20 protein-coding genes are annotated in these 17,699 nt (G+C 42.1%); 3 read left to right on the forward strand and 17 right to left on the reverse strand.

Going from position 1 to position 17,699, the window contains the following annotated elements; genetic code table 11:
- Positions 1–126 precede the first annotated feature (126 nt).
- From ABFX33_RS05025 to ABFX33_RS05035, 3 genes are all read left to right on the forward strand, one after another.
- Positions 127–870: a GIN domain-containing protein gene (locus ABFX33_RS05025; protein WP_346084614.1), complete on the forward strand. Its 744-nt coding sequence runs from the start codon at positions 127–129 to the stop codon at positions 868–870.
- Between the two features lie 233 nt (positions 871–1,103).
- Positions 1,104–1,634 carry a DUF1572 family protein gene (locus ABFX33_RS05030; RefSeq protein ID WP_346084616.1) on the forward strand — a complete coding sequence of 177 codons (531 nt, stop codon included), beginning with the start codon at positions 1,104–1,106 and terminating at the stop codon, positions 1,632–1,634.
- Between the two features lie 289 nt (positions 1,635–1,923).
- Positions 1,924–2,811 carry a helix-turn-helix domain-containing protein gene (locus ABFX33_RS05035; RefSeq protein WP_257089035.1) on the forward strand — a complete coding sequence of 296 codons (888 nt, stop codon included), beginning with the start codon at positions 1,924–1,926 and terminating at the stop codon, positions 2,809–2,811.
- On the opposite strand, the gene ABFX33_RS05040 is transcribed toward ABFX33_RS05035, so the two are convergent.
- From ABFX33_RS05040 to ABFX33_RS05120, 17 genes are all read right to left on the reverse strand, one after another.
- A complete protein-coding gene (locus ABFX33_RS05040) occupies positions 2,808–3,608 on the reverse strand; it encodes a DUF2490 domain-containing protein (RefSeq protein ID WP_346084617.1) in 801 nt (266 codons plus the stop codon). The genes ABFX33_RS05035 and ABFX33_RS05040 overlap by 4 nt on opposite strands.
- 25 nt (positions 3,609–3,633) lie before the next feature.
- Positions 3,634–4,524 (reverse strand): urea transporter, encoded by an 891-nt coding sequence (locus ABFX33_RS05045; protein WP_257089027.1) that lies wholly within the window; start codon positions 4,522–4,524, stop codon positions 3,634–3,636.
- 43 nt (positions 4,525–4,567) lie between these two features.
- Positions 4,568–5,359: an urease accessory protein UreD gene (locus ABFX33_RS05050; RefSeq protein WP_346084619.1), complete on the reverse strand. Its 792-nt coding sequence runs from the start codon at positions 5,357–5,359 to the stop codon at positions 4,568–4,570.
- A 2-nt stretch (positions 5,360–5,361) separates the two neighbouring features.
- Complete coding sequence (gene ureG, locus ABFX33_RS05055; RefSeq protein WP_257089023.1) at positions 5,362–6,000, reverse strand: urease accessory protein UreG; 639 nt, start codon at positions 5,998–6,000, stop codon at positions 5,362–5,364.
- Between the two features lie 11 nt (positions 6,001–6,011).
- Complete coding sequence (locus ABFX33_RS05060) at positions 6,012–6,707, reverse strand: urease accessory protein UreF (RefSeq protein WP_346084621.1); 696 nt, start codon at positions 6,705–6,707, stop codon at positions 6,012–6,014.
- 3 nt (positions 6,708–6,710) lie between these two features.
- Positions 6,711–7,259, reverse strand: a complete 549-nt coding sequence (locus ABFX33_RS05065) for an urease accessory protein UreE (RefSeq protein WP_257089019.1) — start codon at positions 7,257–7,259, stop codon at positions 6,711–6,713.
- 9 nt (positions 7,260–7,268) lie between these two features.
- The gene (locus tag ABFX33_RS05070; protein ID WP_346084622.1) at positions 7,269–7,853 is read right to left on the reverse strand and encodes a hypothetical protein; all 585 of its coding nucleotides are present in this window, start codon (positions 7,851–7,853) and stop codon (positions 7,269–7,271) included.
- Positions 7,854–8,009: 156 nt separating this feature from the next.
- Complete coding sequence (gene ureC, locus ABFX33_RS05075; protein WP_120258493.1) at positions 8,010–9,731, reverse strand: urease subunit alpha; 1,722 nt, start codon at positions 9,729–9,731, stop codon at positions 8,010–8,012.
- Positions 9,728–10,102 (reverse strand): urease subunit beta, encoded by a 375-nt coding sequence (locus ABFX33_RS05080; protein WP_120258494.1) that lies wholly within the window; start codon positions 10,100–10,102, stop codon positions 9,728–9,730. Before ABFX33_RS05080 ends, ureC begins: the two co-directional genes overlap by 4 nt.
- Before the next feature lie 18 nt (positions 10,103–10,120).
- Positions 10,121–10,423 (reverse strand): urease subunit gamma, encoded by a 303-nt coding sequence (ureA, locus tag ABFX33_RS05085; RefSeq protein WP_077435612.1) that lies wholly within the window; start codon positions 10,421–10,423, stop codon positions 10,121–10,123.
- A gap of 159 nt (positions 10,424–10,582) precedes the next feature.
- Positions 10,583–10,993 (reverse strand): hypothetical protein, encoded by a 411-nt coding sequence (locus ABFX33_RS05090; RefSeq protein ID WP_257089016.1) that lies wholly within the window; start codon positions 10,991–10,993, stop codon positions 10,583–10,585.
- 113 nt (positions 10,994–11,106) lie between these two features.
- Positions 11,107–13,545, reverse strand: a complete 2,439-nt coding sequence (locus tag ABFX33_RS05095) for a TonB-dependent siderophore receptor (RefSeq protein ID WP_346084624.1) — start codon at positions 13,543–13,545, stop codon at positions 11,107–11,109.
- 177 nt (positions 13,546–13,722) lie between these two features.
- Positions 13,723–14,304, reverse strand: coding sequence for a GNAT family N-acetyltransferase (locus ABFX33_RS05100; protein WP_346084625.1), 582 nt, complete (start codon positions 14,302–14,304; stop codon positions 13,723–13,725).
- A 69-nt stretch (positions 14,305–14,373) separates the two neighbouring features.
- Positions 14,374–15,201, reverse strand: coding sequence for an ABC transporter ATP-binding protein (locus ABFX33_RS05105; RefSeq protein WP_257089011.1), 828 nt, complete (start codon positions 15,199–15,201; stop codon positions 14,374–14,376).
- Positions 15,198–16,214, reverse strand: a complete 1,017-nt coding sequence (locus tag ABFX33_RS05110) for a FecCD family ABC transporter permease (RefSeq protein ID WP_346084627.1) — start codon at positions 16,212–16,214, stop codon at positions 15,198–15,200. Before ABFX33_RS05110 ends, ABFX33_RS05105 begins: the two co-directional genes overlap by 4 nt.
- Positions 16,211–17,212, reverse strand: coding sequence for an ABC transporter substrate-binding protein (locus ABFX33_RS05115; protein ID WP_346084628.1), 1,002 nt, complete (start codon positions 17,210–17,212; stop codon positions 16,211–16,213). Before ABFX33_RS05115 ends, ABFX33_RS05110 begins: the two co-directional genes overlap by 4 nt.
- Positions 17,202–17,681 (reverse strand): urease accessory protein UreE, encoded by a 480-nt coding sequence (locus ABFX33_RS05120; protein WP_257089007.1) that lies wholly within the window; start codon positions 17,679–17,681, stop codon positions 17,202–17,204. Before ABFX33_RS05120 ends, ABFX33_RS05115 begins: the two co-directional genes overlap by 11 nt.
- Positions 17,682–17,699: the final 18 nt, after the last annotated feature.

A 17,699-nucleotide genomic window follows, 5' to 3' on the forward strand; every position in this document is an offset into this window, starting at 1 on the left:
CGATTTACATGGTTTTTAAATTTTGGCACCACTATTATAGATGTAAGGAAGGAAATGAGGCTGTTTTTCGAAATTAAAATAAAAATTATAATAGCATAGAATTAAAAACTACTAATAGACAAAACCATGAAAAGAATTTTAACCATCGCCTTTATTTCATTTTTATACGTGGCTCAGGCCCAAGAACGTGAAACCCGTAAAATTTCTGCTCCGGATGGCATTTCTGCAGCGACATCGCTACGTGTAGATTACGTTCAATCCAATCGCAATGAAGTTGTTGTTGAAGCTGACAATGCGGAGCATCTGTCGCTGATAGAGACAAATGTTAAAAATGGCATATTACATGTGCAATATAAACGGAATTCACAGATCAGAAATGCAAGAAACAACCGTGTAACGGTATATTCGAGTAAAATTCCGACAAGTTTTTCGGCTTCTTCCAGTGGATCAATCTACAGCAACGAAACCATCAAGGCAAACAAAATATCTGTCAATGTTTCTTCATCGGCCAGAATTACACTTAAAAAATTAATTGCTGATGATATTTCACTTTCAACAAGTTCCTCGAGTAGGTTAACGGCTGATGTAAGTGCAAAAAATCTAACGGTAAATTCAACAAGTTCGTCAAGACAGGAAATTGCAGGAAGTGCGACGAATCTGGATTTAAATACCAACTCCTCCGCATCAGTTGACATGGCCGCTTTTACAACAACCAATGCGGAGGTCAATGCCAGCACATCGGCTGGTGTTACCTTAAGTGTTAAGGATAATCTGCACGGTAAAGTTTCTACCTCGGCAAAGATATCCTTAAAAAATCAGCCACGAAATGTCCAAGTTGACAAATCGACAAGTGGCCGAGTCGTTATGTAATTTTAGTTTAGGTCTTTAAAAAAGACTGTTTATTTATGTTTAATGTTTAGTTAGCTAAAGGTGGCGCCCTCCCCAGTGCCACCTTTTTTTGCCTGTTCGGCCTATCCTCATCGGTCAGAAACTGGATTAGTTTATTTCCAAACAGCCTGTTAACAGGAGCCAATTCACCGGATATCATCTGATATTTTCGTATCTTGTGCTAAGAAACACAAGCACACATAACACACAATCCAATGGATAATTTTTTAGCAAGTAGCCTCAAGCAATTTCATGAATTCAAATCTTTGGGAGACAAGACTTTCGATCAATTGAGTGATGAGCAATTGTTCTGGCAATTCAACCCTTCCAGCAACAGTATTGCCCTCATTGTGAAACACCTCCATGGGAACATGCTTTCGCGTTGGACAGACTTTCTACATTCGGATGGTGAAAAAGAGGGAAGAGACCGCGATATGGAATTCGAAAATACCGAAATGAGCAGAGCACAACTGATCGCACAGTGGAACGAAGGTTGGGATTGTTTATTTCAAGCACTTGAATCTTTAAATGAGCAAGACCTGACCAAAACAATCTTTATCCGCGGAGAAGGACATACCGTATTGGCGGCGATCCACCGCCAACTTGCCCACTACCCCTATCACGTAGGGCAGATCGTTTACATCGGAAAAATGTGCCAGGATGAGCAATGGACATCACTATCCATTCCAAAAGGAAAATCTGCAGATTTTAACCAAGAAAAATTTGGTCAAAGCAAAAAAGTATAAATTGTAACTATTGGTTGTAGCTGTCCAATTGTTGATTGGGCAGTCATTTCGCCTAAATTTTTAAATTGCAATCGTATACTACAAATCCGTTTAAAACGTTACATGGAAGGAACTGTTTTAAGTGTTCTTTAGCAAAGAATTGATTATATTTGTGTGATCTACCGTTACTAATTCCTTTACGATTCAATCCCATGGGAATTAGCTTGTTTAGGGTTGCAAAACAAATAGCAAGTACAGGGAGCTCAATGATCTACTTGAGCGTAGACAGGTAATTTATAATTATTTACAGATGAAAAATTCGATTAAGATCATCAACAATTACGAGTATAAAAAGTTATTCTTACCTGATGTTTCTGAGCATAATCTATTTAACGAAAGTAAAATCCAGGTTTATCGAATCGAAAATTATCTTCGAAGCATTTTAATGCCCGTCATTCCCTATCGTACTACCTTTAATTTTCTAATTTTCGTAACGAAAGGTTCCCTGACTCAACACCTGGAATCGGCCTCCTATACACTGACTGAACATCAAGTCATCAATATCAAGCAAGGTAATATCACCGCAACGTTAGCGATCTCCGATGATGTTGAAGGTTTTTTTGTGGTTTACGAAAATGAGATTGTCACTGATATCGAACTTGGGATCAATGACATCAAATTTTTCAATTCCCATCCCTTCACGACATTAAAGCCGCACGTTGCCCATTGGATTCAGCAGCTGCTGATTCTTTTGGAGGAAGAACTTTTTACTGAAGGCCGCGTGATGGAGGTATGTATCTCGATGATGCAGTGCATCTTATTGAAGGTTATAAAATCGGATATCGAAACCAAGGCACCGATGAGCAGGCAACTGGATATTGCATTTCGCTTTCGGGAATATGTCCAAAAGTTTCATATTGACCATAAAAATGTATTGTTTTACGCCAACCTATTGCATATCTCCGAAAACTACCTGAACAAATGTGTGAAGGAGGCCACCAATAAGCCACCCAAGCAATGGATTACTGAAATCAGCATCTTGCATAGTCAGATCCTCTTGCAGGACGCCACGAGAGATATTGCGGGGATAGCTTTCGAACTGAAGTTCCAATCGCCCTCCTATTTCACCAGGCTATTTAAAAAAATCACCGGGTATTCACCCAGTGATTATCGAAAACATAAGTTTATGGCAGACTAATGTTTATGGTAAGGCAGGTTCCAAATGAGGTCAACCGCCAGATAATGCACACCAAAATCCACTTGATCATAGCCTTTGATCAGATCATTCATGTAGCCTACATCCAATCGTAAAGGCGTCTTTGGGATATCTGTCATATAGTAAAAACCCAAACGTGTTTCCTTGTAACCAAAGCTCGACCAAGCATCCGGTTCGTTCAGTTTACTGATTGCAAAAAGACCTTCGGCACTCAGCGCCAGTTCCTGCTTATTTTTATCGGATATTTTAAAATTCAACTGCGATTTCAGTCGGGTTCTAAACTGAAAATTCTCTTCTGCCTTGTGAAAGTCTGCAGTAAAAAATTTCCGGAACTCCTGTCGTAGTGTATTTTTCCATTTCCAGCGTTCAGACAGTTTAAAAGTATAGGCATAACGTCCATACAATCGGAATTCCTGTTCAACTCCTTCATTGTGGTAGGGTGCTTTTTCATCATATACATTTTGACGCCTGTAGCTCAGCGCATAGCTATATTGCTGATTTGGTGCAAATTTGTGATAGACCTCATGATTCAACACCCAGATAGCCTGCTTATGAAAAGGATTGGAGTCGTCGGGTGTACTTTTGGTTCCCAGGCCGATATAGGTCAGTGCTTCCTTTGTTCCGGCACTGTCCAACTTGCGTCGCAGGCCCAACACCGACCAGGAGGCCGTTTTGGCTTTACCAAGCCCTGGTGGACTTACCTGCCCATATACTGTATTTATATGAATTCCCAATAAGAGCATTATTGGGAATAGATTTATTAAACGAAATTTCAACATCAGATAAAATTTTAGTAAAAAAAGACTAAGATGTCTCCGCTGTCGCAGAAAATTTAGCCACCAACCAATTGTCCAGTCGTTTGATAGGCTCCATTGCCCACATCGCGACCACAAAAGGAAACGTTAGCGTCGTCCAACCATTGTGGATCAGGAAATGGTCAAAATAGGTTGCTATAATAACCGCAATGAGTACATAAATACCATCTCTGACGCGTTGCCCGCTCAAAGCAATCCCGCATAACACTGCGTTGAAGCTAAAGATCCCGTTATTCGTCATATCGGTTGATTCATGCCCATGATGCGATATATAAACGCTAATGATTACAGCTGCAGAAGCATATAACGCCGCGATTGGCTTACTGATAAAAACACCAATGAAAAAGATCAGACCCGCAACTAAGCTACCCTGAAAAATAACCTGACCAAAGGCATGTCCCTCAATAAGGAAATCGTCCATTTCCTGAATATCCACAAAGTGCTCTGGAACGGTCCGTAAAGCCAATTCTGGAATACTCAATACATATAGCGCAATCCAGGTGATCATGATAAATGGAAACGTAAATACAGGAATATTTTTCTTCAGTGCAAAGCCCATTAAAATCGTAGTCAATGCAGAACCGATGATCAAGGCAGCCCATACCCAGATATTAGCCTGAAAATAAAAGACCAACGCAATCCCATATAATGTGGCATTAAATCCAAAGAGCCCATCATTAATATGGTCTTCGTCAAACTTCATCAATTTCGCTGTTATTACCCCGACAAGATTCGCCAGTATCCCAGCAAATCCCATGAGTGCGGAATCATAAATAATAGCCCCAATAAACAGGACTCCGGTCCAGATGTTACCCTGTAACATAATCTGTCCAAATCCCTTAAAAACAGCTTTAACAAAAGCCAGGATGTTATTTTTCATTAGAATAATTTGTTATTTAAAAATTGTATTCAGTCCCCGTTATTTAATTCAGGAATAATTTTTCCCATAAAGCACTTTGCATCTCTTTAAAAAGAAGGTAAAGTTGCTCAGCACCATACCCCAACACACGCACCATAAAACCATCATGTTGCAAAGCACTGATACCAAAGGCAACATCCTTGGTTTCCCCATATTTTTCATAGAATGCTTCGATCCATTCATCTGGACTTAACCCGGCACTATTCAGATAGATCAGCGTCCCTTGGTGTGTGTATCCTTCCAGAATGCCCAATCCCTGAATGGGCATACGATCGGGTTGTAACAGCACATTATCTTTTACAACCAGTCGACCATTCACATAACATTCCGTCAGATTCTGAAAATGATTGTACTGAAATTCCTCCCCCGACATTTTCCTTCCACAGGTCACGATTTCACTCAGTAGTAGATGGCAATTGGAAGCAAGATGGATAATGTTGTGACTCAAAAAATGAGAGGAATGTTGTGGCACCACTGGGTGAGGAACATAGGAAAACACGGAATCTTCGCCCAGACTCACCTGCATTGTTTGCGAAGAATGCCCCTTCATATGAAACAGACGCTGATAAGCCTGCGTCTGCAACTGTAATTTTGCTCCCGGCGCAATATCAATTTTGATCTGATGATCATCACCATCCAATAATCCCGGTGAGGAACTCATGATCATCAAATAAGCCGCATTGTCTTTTTGATATTGACCGACAGGGACAATGCGAAAAGGTTGAGTGACATAAGCATCCTTCATAAAGGATTTCCCTTCACGATGTGCTATTTTGACGGCTAAAGAACAAATCATAATTAACGAAGTAAATTAGGTTCTTCAATATCCTGAAGCAATGCATATTTCTTGATCCAGCCCACAATCTCTTCCAGACCGTCGCCAGTTTTCAAATTGGAGAACAAAAATGGAGCACCTTTGCGCATCATACGGGCATCATGTTCCATGACCTCCAAGCTCGCGCCCACATAAGGCGCCAAGTCTTTCTTGTTGATCAATAACAGATCCGAACGTGTAATCGCAGGACCACCTTTACGTGGCATTTTTTCCCCCTCAGCGACATCAATTACGAAAATGGTGATATCTGCCAAATCTGGGCTATAGGTTGAAGTTAGGTTGTCGCCCCCACTTTCGATCAAAATAAGTTCCAGATCAGGAAAACGGCTAGCCAGTTCGTCTACAGCTTCCAGATTCATACTCGCATCTTCACGGATCGCGGTATGTGGACAACCTCCTGTTTCAATACCGATAATACGTTCGCGAGGTAATAAGCTATTTTTCGCCATATACTCCGCATCTTCTTTGGTGTAGATATCATTTGTAATAACCGCCAGATCTAACTCATTTACCAGACGTCTGCTCAATCTTTCCAATAACGCTGTTTTGCCGGAACCCACAGGACCGCCGACACCGATCTTAACATATTTTCTATTTTCCATTTTATTTGATTTTAAGAGATATAAACTCTAGAATATAATCGTTCGTGTTGCATGCAGCGGATATCAAATCCGATATTGCACAGCCCCACTAAATTTCGTTCAACTGCTAAAGTCTCGTGACAAAGCCCAAGTATATCATCGTGGAGGCCAAAAAGAATATCCTGACCATCGAGCTGTCCGAGCGGCACGAGTTTCACGGCATTCGTCACCATGGTGATGGCCGCATTGTAATAAAAGCCATGTAATGCTTCTTCCAAAGGAATTTCCAATAACGAAGCCAGCATACCATACATCAAGCAATAATGGCTATCTACCTCCTTTTTCTGAATTAATTTGCCCCAGGCAATAACAAAATCCTGTTGTTGATAACGGCTAAATATTTTGTAAATGCGTACGCCCAGTTTTTTACTGGCTTCCCGGATTTCTTTTGGACTCTTCAATGCTGTACACTCCTGATCCAAAGCGATCAATGCATTTAAATCCTCGGATGTGGTGGCCTCGTAGGCCAATTTCATTAGGGCAGCATCGTTATACTTTAGATTGTACCATAAATTATGGCGCACATATTTGTCAGTAGTTGCTTTATCACAGACTAAGCCCTGCTGCACATAGGTTTCCAGCCCATTTGAATGGGTAAATCCACCGATCGGTAGCGTCGGATCTGCGAGATGGAGCAACTTGCCCAGAAAAGTATTTTTTATTGACATAAATTATTTATTCATTATTGTTGATGCGACCGTCGACGCAATACCAGTATCCTCTTGCTCCTGAATGAACAGAGGAATATTTTTTGTCGAAAATTTCAACTTTTGATGATGCTTCGGGTCTACGTTTGCGTGGAGTGGGTTCAGCAGCTGCTGCATACAGCACACAGGGTCAAATCCATTTTTGGTCAACCACTCGTACATGGAGCGTTCGTAGGGTATCAGCAATTCATTTGCCTCTACGAATAGAGGCAAATGTTTGTTTCCGATTTCACTGCTGACAAAAGCAATTTGAAGGAAATCAATTGCCATCACTTTAATAACTTCACAAGGTCTGATGGTAACCACAACTACTTTTTCTTCATTTTCATACAAGATATCGCCGTCCTGCAAGCAGGAAGTATTGCCCAATAATTTTACAGCGATATCCATCCCCTCCGCTGTACGAAGACGTTGAATACGTTTGGTGGATTCATACCATTCAATCGACAGCAGATCATGACGCTTATTGGTCCGCTCGCGATTGATATTCCTTGTGATTTCTGTGATAATCATTTTCGTGCTTTAAAAAAATAGATTTTTTGACAATCCCAATCCCACAGTTGATCCATTGATCCCTGTAATCACTTCGTGATCATCTGGAATAACAGCATCCTTGCCATGCTTCTTCTTGTAAGAGAGCTCCGCGACTTTTGCTTTCAAAGCCCAGCCTTTTCCGAGGTCAATACCCACCAACGGATACACTCTGAACAGGAAACCATTGTAGCTTCCATCCACCATGCCTCCGGATGCATTAACAACATGCTGGTCACCCCAGATGTAATGTGCATCCACTTGACCGATCAACATAAAATGTTCCCCTAACGGCCAGGTATTACTGTAGAATGGACCAACTTCATGGGAATGATCTGTAAAGTCAAGCGCCTTCGTATAGGCGTTGTTGAATCCATAATTTATCCCCACATTCATGTTGTCATTAAAAAAATAGCCTACGCCCACTGGTGCCGCACTAAATTGGTGGCCAGCAGCGGTTTCATGGTAATTGAGCGAACCATATAGCATGATTCCGCCTTTTTGAGCAGAAGCCGATTGTATCGAAAAGCATGCTATTGCCAGACAACATCCCAAAAATATTTTTAAATTTTTCATTGATATATCGTTGTTTTTAAGGGCAATAAAACGATCATGAGCCTTCCTTTGCCCATTGATCATCAGCGCTACGTTTGGCTCACGACCGTTTTATTAATGTGTTTTTCTTTTATAATGGCCTGATGCAAGATCAAGCCATGGTAGTCTCCATTCAGATTAAAACAAGAAATACAACTGTCCTAAAGAAACGGTATCAATCGGCTGTGAACGCAAAATTTCTCCATCCAGACTTACTTCATAGTTCTCCGGATTAACGATAATTTCGGGTGTAGCGTCGTTGTGGATCATATCTTTTTTGGAGATATTTCTACAGTTTTCTACAGGAAGTAAGCCTTTTGCTAAGCCATATTCCTCTTTAATGCCGTTTTCAAATGAAATTTTGGAAACAAAGTTGAAACAGGTGTTATGAACAGCTTTTCCCAATCCGCCGAACATTGTACGTAAGATAATCGGTTGTGGTGTAGGAATGGATGCATTGGCATCCCCCATTTTGGACGCGATGATCATACCACCTTTGATAATCATTTCCGGTTTAGCACCAAACAAAGCTGGGCGCCAGATAACCATATCTGCGATTTTACCCGGTTCGATAGAACCTACGTATTTTGAGATACCATGTGCAATTGCGGGGTTGATTGTATATTTTGCGACATAACGACGTGCACGGAAGTTATCGTTGTTTTTCCCTTCATCTTCAGGTAGCGGACCTACTTGTTTTCTCATTTTGTCCGCTGTCTGCCAGGTACGTGTGATAACCTCACCTACACGACCCATTGCCTGCGAATCTGAGCTCATGATGCTAAATACACCACGATCTTGTAATACATCCTCAGCAGCGATTGTCTCCGGACGGATACGTGAATCGGCAAAAGCCACATCCTCAGGAATTTCTTTACTCAGGTGGTGACAAACCATCAACATATCCAAGTGCTCATCAATCGTATTTTTTGTAAATGGACGTGTCGGATTTGTGGAAGCTGGCAATACATTTGGATACATTGCCGATTTGATGATATCCGGAGCGTGACCACCACCGGCACCTTCTGTATGGAAGGTATGGATTACACGACCGTTGATCGCCTGAATCGTATCTTCTAAGAAACCCGCTTCATTTAATGTATCGGTGTGAATAGCAACCTGTACATCGTATTTATCAGCTACCGTTAATGCTCTATCAATTGTTGCGGGCGTTGCTCCCCAGTCTTCGTGAATTTTAACCCCCAAAGCTCCGGCTTCAATCTGTTCAACAATGGGTTGTTCAGTTCCTACATTTCCTTTTCCAAAGAAGCCAAAGTTCATCGGTAGATCTTCCACCGCTTGCATCATACGACGGATATTCCATTTTCCTGGTGTTACGGTGGTTGCGTTTGTTCCGTCCGCTGGACCGGTACCACCCCCGATCATGGTGGTAATACCGCTGTATAAGGCTGTTTCGACCTGTGTAGGGCTGATATAGTGAATATGAGTATCTATACCACCCGGTGTTAAGATATAGCCAGATCCGCCATGCACTTCGGTAGAAGCACCAATAATCATATTTGGCGTAATGTTATCCATTGTGTCCGGATTTCCAGCACGGCCGACACCGACAATCTTACCATCCTTGATACCGATATCACCTTTCACAATTCCCCAGTGGTCAATCACGATAGCATCTGTGATCACCATGTCCAAGGTACCTTCATCACGTGTGTGAACCGAAGATTGACACATACCGTCACGTACGGTCTTACCACCACCAAATTTTGCTTCATCGCCATAATAAGCGTAGTCCTTTTCAACTTCGATAATGATATCGGTATCGCCTAAACGGATTTTATCGCCACTTGTCGGACCAAAGATGGCGCTATAATTTACTTTGTTAACTTTTAAACTCATGATACTTTGTTTTTAAAGCCTTGTTCTTTCACTTTTTTCATTGCATTTTCCTTCGCGACTTCGGTTTCGGTATCACCGTTTACCAAGTCGTTGTGCCCGTAGATTCTTCTGGCACCTGCATAAGGAACCAATTCTATATCTTTGGATTCCCCCGGCTCAAAACGCACCGCTGTACTTGCGATAATATTCAATCGCTTGCCAAAAGCTTTTGCACGGTCAAATTCCATCATCTTGTTTACTTCAAAGAAGTGAAAATGTGAACCTACCTGAATTGGTCTGTCTCCTGTGTTTGTTACGGTAATCGTCGTAACTTCTCTACCTTCATTACAGATGACATGGCCATCCGCTATAAAAAATTCTCCTGGAATCATAAATTATGTTTTTAAGAATTATCGAATCGGATTATGAACGGTCACCAATTTGGTACCATCCGGAAAAGTCGCCTCAATCTGCACGTCGTGAATCATTTCGGGTACACCTTCCATGACATCCTCACGTGTCAATAATGTAGCGCCATACTGCATTAAATCAGCCACAGTACGGCCATCACGTGCAGCTTCCAGAAGCTCACTGCTGATCAATGCAATAGACTCCGGATAATTTAGTTTAAGTCCTCTAGCTCTACGTTTTTTCGCTAGTTCACCGGCAAGATGAAGCAATAGCTTCTCTGTCTCTCTAGGTAATAAATGCATATAAAATATTATTTAAATTGTTGTTATTTCAGTCGAAAACAAGTCAGTACAAGCCCTGACGACTTTAAAAAATCGTTCAAAAAACCTGATAAACCAAGCCCATAGCAAAAGCTTACGGCATAGCGTTTCAGTTCTCAGCGTTGTAAGAAAAGGAAAGGATTATCCCTGAAATGGGATCTTTAAACTTTGGAAAAGAATGTATTTTGGTGGTAGGACCAATCGATCCATGTAAGGTGTTCTGTTATTCCGCATGTTGAGACATACAGGATAGCAAAATATAAAAAGACAAATATACAATACGGTCCAACCGAGGAGCTTACTCCATTCATCTTTTAAGTCGACCTGTTCACTAACATCATAAAGGTCATGATCGTGTACAGCGGCAACTACATTTTCCCGTTCAGGTTGATCAGCACTTTTGTCAATTTGTTTATGGGTGCTGGACACACCAAGGGAGGTACCCGAGGAATTATGAATTTTAAGCTGTTCAGAAATAGTCATTCCTTTCAGGAGCAGGACGCTCAAAAGAAAAACTAAAAAAACTAAACTATGCCTAATCATTGTATTCACAATCCTATTATTTGTTGTTCAAATTTACAACCAAAGCAGGCCACTTCACTAGTACAAATCTTGAATTAAATAGTCTAAATTTGTCGAAAACCTACTTTGATTGTTTTTTTAAATTAAAATGAATAACCAATTGAAACCATAATGTTTCTTGGTGCCCCCGCGAAGGCACGTGTATAGTCAAATCCCCCTAAAAAATAGTATTTATCAAATACATTGTTTAGGTTAAGCGCCATTTTCATGGCACCAATATGATAATAAGCGGCCGCATTAACTGTCGTATAAGAAGGCCATTGTCCCCAAAGGGCATTTCCTTCGCTATCCTTCCCAATGCTATTGTCCATGCGTTTGCTATCAACATAATAAACACCGGCACCAAAGCCGAGTCCTTTTAAGGAAGTATTGGAGAATACATATTTTAACCAGGCGCTGGCCATATTTTTAGGTGCTCCCGGTAGCGCCTGCCCGACTTCAGAGGCAACAGAAGAGGCCTTCACTTCAGTATGGTTAAAAGTATAATTTGCCATCACCTGGAATTCTTTGGTCAGCTGCCCGCGAACATCCAGCTCCACTCCTCGTGACAATGCTTTTCCAGATTGTCTATACTCCGGCAATCCCGAGTCATTGATTGTTCCTGTTGCAATAAGCATATTTCTACGCTCGATCTGAAACAAGGAAAGATCCATTTGCAGCTGATCTTTAAAAAAGCCCGTTTTCAGCCCTGTTTCAATTTGAAAACTACGTTCAGCTTCAAAAGGCTTATCTGCACCATAGTCTTTATAGTTCTGGATAAAATTAGCGCCTACCGGTACAAAACCCTGCGAGTAGCTTGCGAAGTAATTAATCTGCTTGTTGATTCCATAGGTCAGACCGAAACGGGGCAACAAAGCATTTTGTGTAGCATGGAAGCGATTCTGTCCATCGATAGTTTCCGAAGAATAATGTTCATGCCGTAACCCCACAATTAATTTCAGACGATCCGCAATACTGATCTGATCCTGTATGTATTTACCGGTCGTTTTATAGGGACTCAAAAAAGGATAAGCGACCTGTGTACGCCAGACGTAGTTGGTTAGATCATGTGTGGTATAGGTCGGGTTGTTCAGGTCAAAAGTCAATGGCACCACTTTGCCATCCACAGTTTGCTGTCTAGCTTCCCGTAACTGATTTTCTTTGTCACCACGATACTGTGCGAAGTCAATCCCCGCAACGATATGGTGGTCAATTTTATCTCCTAGCAGATCCCATTTGATATATCCGACGACGTTGTCGGTATAATCACGGCCATGACGGTCAAAGAAACGCATATTCATGATGGTGTTATGTGGGGCATCCGCAAAAGTATTTAGCGTACGGTGCTCGTTGACATCTTCCTGATAGATGGATTTCATATAGCTCAGGTTCAGGCTCACATTTTCTGCCAGCCTTTGCGCCAATCGTCCACTAAATGAAAAAGTCTTGGAATTATAGAAATCAGAAGGCTGACTTAAAGTAAACGAACGTGGCAGGGCATAAAAGTTATTCTCCTTTATCCCCATTCCCCGATCCAGATAACCGTTGAATTGATTGTATACCACATCGATGTCCACGGTTGTCCCTGCAGCGGGCTTAAATGTAAATGAAGGTGCCAACATCATCCGTTTTTGACGGTTCACATCGCGAAAGGTTTTGGTATCTTCATAGCCTGCATTAAAGCGATAGAGAATTCGTTTTGCACTATCCAATGGACCACCCAGATCTACTGTGGTGCGCATCGTTTCAAAACTTCCAGCAGCAAAACTGACATGACCTTTAAAATCTTCCAAAGGCTTTTTCGTCGTCATATTGATGGTACCACCAGGTACAATGTCACCAAATAGAGAAGCTCCAGGGCCTTTCAGCACCTCAAGGTTTTCGAGATTTATTGTTAACGGGGAATTATAATAACTATTGCCGTAACCATAGCCCGAACGTAGACCGTTCACCAAACGGACTCCAGTTTCATAACCGCTTTTAAAACCACGGATCACCACATCATCATAAGATGAAGCCTCAGTGACACCTGCAAGGTCCTGCACCAGTGCCCCTGTTGTAAATGCTTGCTTATCTTCAATAAATTCCTTACTCAGTACAGCCACAGATTGTGGTAGGTCTTTCAGCTTTCCAGCGAACTTACCGCCCAACTCCATGTTGTTGGTCAAATAGGAATTATTACGACGGCCGGTAACCAATACTTCATCCAAGGTCCGCCCCCCCTCTTCCATCACGATTCGAATTCCTTTTTTCGGATTCCAGGTAGTCTCATCAATAAGAATAAGTTGTGATTTATAACCGATCGCTTCGGCACGCAATTGTACCGGAAAGGTTGTCGCTGTAGTAAAAGCAAATTCGCCATTCGTGGCAGTACCTATCTTTTGTCCTTGGTTTTCAAGTGTCAAAGTCACTCCTGGAATTGGATTTCCGTTTTCATCCTGTATCTTCCCAAAAATCATAAAGCTCTGTTGGGCGTAAACAGCCACTGGTGTGACAGCACTTGCCAATAATGCGAAAGCGAGTGCTTTCATTGTGTTTTTCATCTGTATTTTTTCATTAGCCAGATGGCACATACCCTGTTTAAAACTCACCTACGATGATCTTATTGAAATAAGATGCTAAACAGGGACAGTTCCTCTGGAATTATTTTTTATCTTCTATTGCTGATTTATTTTATTTCTTGCGTTCAACACGAATTCAGTTCACAAAACTGAATAGCCTTATTTTGACAATTCCAGTTCCGCTGAACATTTCAGTTTAATGGGTTGCCCCAGCAGTAGTTCCATGTGAATTGTCGGAAAGCCCGATTCATCGCAGCATTCTTTGAGATAGAATCCTTGTTTTAACCAGAATTCATGGGCTCCCTCCAAAAAAGGATGGGTGTGTAAGTACAGTCTTTCAACCACTTTCTCCTTGGCCACCTTTGTCAATTGGCGGAAAAGTGCTGTTCCAAGTCCAGAACGACGGTAATCGGGGTCGACAAAAAGACGCGCGACCTCGACAGTCTTCCTGGCATCTAAATCCAGATGCGGAAAACGATAATCATAAGCGAGCATACCGATCACACCAACCAGTTTTCCGCTCTTATCCCTTGCCTGTAGAAATGTTCCTGCTTGTCCATCCAGATACAACTGTTTAAAGTCCAGCAAATCTCTGGGAATCTTTTGCGGGTCAAGCATGGGAAACAGCTGTTTCCGAAATTCAATAACATAAGGTAACACCGTTTCCAGATCCTGAACAGTGACTGTACTTATCGCAATATTTCTGATTGAATCTGTCCTTTGCATACCTATTTTATTCATACTATTTTCGTTTTTTGCGTCCGTACCGCCACTAGGATCTGTACCCTGTTCACACATTGTTTACAGCCTTTATAGCTTATTATTTACGCCTTCCAGTTCAAGGGATTTTATCGAAGCCCAGTCATGTGCATGAAGCATGGGTGCAAACATCCATTTCCCTTGGTTTTCCAAACTGATCAATGGCAACTCATAGGTCTGTTCCAATACTTTCCGAACCTGCTCTCTGTTCATCCCTTGTAGATCCACCAGTGTATTGTCCCGCATCAAATAAAAGCGATCGCCAAAAAGATAGGCCATATTGGGGTCGTGCATAACACAGAGCACTGTTGTTCCCTCCTTGACCAGTTCTTTAGCGGTCTGCAAAACGGCAATCTGATAGTTCAGGTCAAGATGGTTTGTCGGTTCATCCAAAAGCAACAGATCAGGCTGTTGCACCAGTACACGACAAAGCAAGACCAGCTGCCGCTCCCCTCCTGACAGGGAAGTATATGATTTATGCTTTAAATGTGCGAGATTAAATTTCTCCAGGATTGCATCCACAGCCTCAAAATCTTCACGGCGCGGTGAAAAGCGGGAGAATGATGCACGTCCTGTTAAAATAACATCTGCCACCTTAAAAGGGAAAGTTGTCTGATGAAACTGGTTTAAGAAACCCAGTTTAAGCGCATTTGATTTGCCTACCTTCCAGTTTCTACGTTCCGTTTCACCGATCAATATCGATCCCTGATAATGTTTCTCCAATCCGGCAATAACATTGAACAAGGTCGACTTACCGCTACCGTTCCGGCCCAGAATAACCGAAAGCTTTCCTTCCGGAAAGGACACATTGACGTCCCGCAAAATAGTATCCTTACCATAGGCAAAGGATAGGTTTTTGATATGGATGGATTTGCTCATGAGTTCCAGTTAATTTCGTTCCGGCGCATCAGGTAGATAAAGAGTGGCGCGCCAATAATCATTGTAAATACCCCTATCGGAATTTCGAAAGGCATGACTGCACGGGAAAAATCGTCAATCAATAACAGGAATGTTCCACCGATACTGATATTCGCCCAGACGACAATATTATTGTTGGGGCCAAAAATCATACGGCTGATATGTGGGACAATGAGTCCAAATAAGCTTATCACGCCTACTGCAGCAACAGCTGATGCGGTGATCATGGTCGCAACCCCGATCATCACCAATTTCAGGAGTTTTGGATTCACCCCCACAGCAATTGCTTCCTGATCTCCCAATGCCAACAAATTCAATTTCCAACGCAATAAGATCAATATGATCAATCCGATCACTATCGGTAAAAAGGCGTTCTGCACTTTTGACCAGGAGGCGGTATGGAGATTTCCCATCGTCCACTGCACAATAGCCTGTAATTTATAAGGATCACTGATATATTGTAACAGGGTAAGCATCGCCGTAAATACCCCTGAAATAACCATTCCTGCCAAAACCATCCCAATGATGGATGTTTTTAAACCGGCATTGGATACAAAGTAAGTCAAGGCCACAGCACAGACACCAAAAAGAAATGCCGAAACATTGACAGGCAAAAGTGGAAACAGCATAGCTAAGGCGGCACCGAAAGCAGCACCGGAAGATATTCCCAACGTAAATGGGTCTACTATAGGGTTTCGAAAAATCGCTTGTAAGGTCCCGCCAGATGAGGCAAGAGCGGCACCGACCATAAAGGTCAATAAAATCCGTGGCAAACGTACTTGCCACAAAATGGTATCCATGCTGCCCATCAATACCGTCGTATCATTTCCTTTATAAAGCCCTAATTCCAATCCGATACGCTGACAAAGTTCAATAAAACCAATATGCTGACTTGAGCCGATCAATAATGAAAGCAGGAGCAGCACTAATGGCAATATCACCAACAATAAAAGCTTTTTTAATTGAAGTATCATTGCAGAAGCCCCGTTTTACCGTATAATTTTTCAAAAGCCATTGTCATATCCTGATCGAGTTGCTCCTTGGTATAACTCGGGAAACACCAATGCCGCACCTGTTTGGCGAAGAGCATAAATTTCACGGTATGTGGATCAAAAGGAAAGGACGGTGACATCACAAATACCTGTTTATTTTTTACGGCAGGCAGTGCGGCCAATTCTTTCAGATTGTAAACATCAGAACTTTTGGAATTCCATAGAATCATGAGATCGGGATTCCACTTGTAGATCGTTTCAGCCCCTACATTTGGTGCTTCCATTTCCAAGGGACAGGCATTTGACGCCCCTGATAGGCGGATGGCCATATCGATGAGACTACCTCTTCCCGAAGTCGAAAGTACACGTCCTTTGGACCAAGCATAATAGACCTTCTTTTGCGGTTGATCGAGCGGAGCGGCCATCTTTTTGACCTCATCTCCGACAAATTTCACAATTTCCTCAGCTCGTGCTTTCTTGTCGAAAAGCGTTCCCATTCCGATCAATTCGTTAAAGATACTGGTTTCATCTTTCGATGAAAAAGTGAAGACGGGAATATCCAAATTTTCGAGCTGTGTGATATTATCCTGATCGGTATTGAATGTCAGAACAAGATCGGGGTTCAGGCTTACGATACTTTCTACATTGTTGGCCTGACCACCGAAAGTTGGTGTAGCGATACTTTTCTGAACGATACGTGGGTCTAATTTCGATAAAAAAGCATAGGTATCTTCCATTTGATAGACTTGCTCAGGAATGCCGACCAATCGGTCACTGGCCTGTAGCATATAAACCTCATCCACAAGAGAGGGATACAGGACAACAACACGTTGGGCCGGTCGCTCCAATGTGATTTCCTTGCCGCGGCTATCCATGGCCTTCACCCCATTTTTACTTGCATTGGACTGTTGGTTTTGGCAGGCTTGTAAGCATACAAGCAAGACCAGTGGCAACAGCAATGTATATATTCTAATTTTCATGCTTTCTGCTATTCTTTAGCTGCTGGCGAATCCGATTTTCAGACAGCAATATCGCTTCCTCCAATTGAACAGACGTGCCATATTTCGCCGCAATTTGCTCATAGAGTCGACCATCATACGGCAAATGGAGAGACTGGAGCTGATCGACCTGGAATATTGGTAGATGTCGGTTACCGACGAAATAACCAAAATCTGCCAGTTGAACCAAATCCGAGGGGTTAAACCTGATCGCCAAGGTTGGCTTAACAGCGACGATTGCCTGCAGTTCCCCATTGTGGTACAGCGCATCTCCATGATGCCACTCCTGCCCCTGCTCCAATTGCATCAAGATCGTATTGCCAGACAAGGTATTTCTGGTCAAACGGCGTTTATTAATTTCAAACCATTCGATGTATACCCGATCTACCTGATCAGTGATGGCTTGGTACTGGGGCACAATGGTATCTATCGTTACAGGCAATCTATTCATTGTTATATTAGGGTATAT

Origin of the sequence: Sphingobacterium ginsenosidimutans (assembly GCF_039536865.1) — a bacterium.
In the GTDB taxonomy this organism is placed as follows: Bacteria; Bacteroidota; Bacteroidia; order Sphingobacteriales; family Sphingobacteriaceae; genus Sphingobacterium; species Sphingobacterium detergens.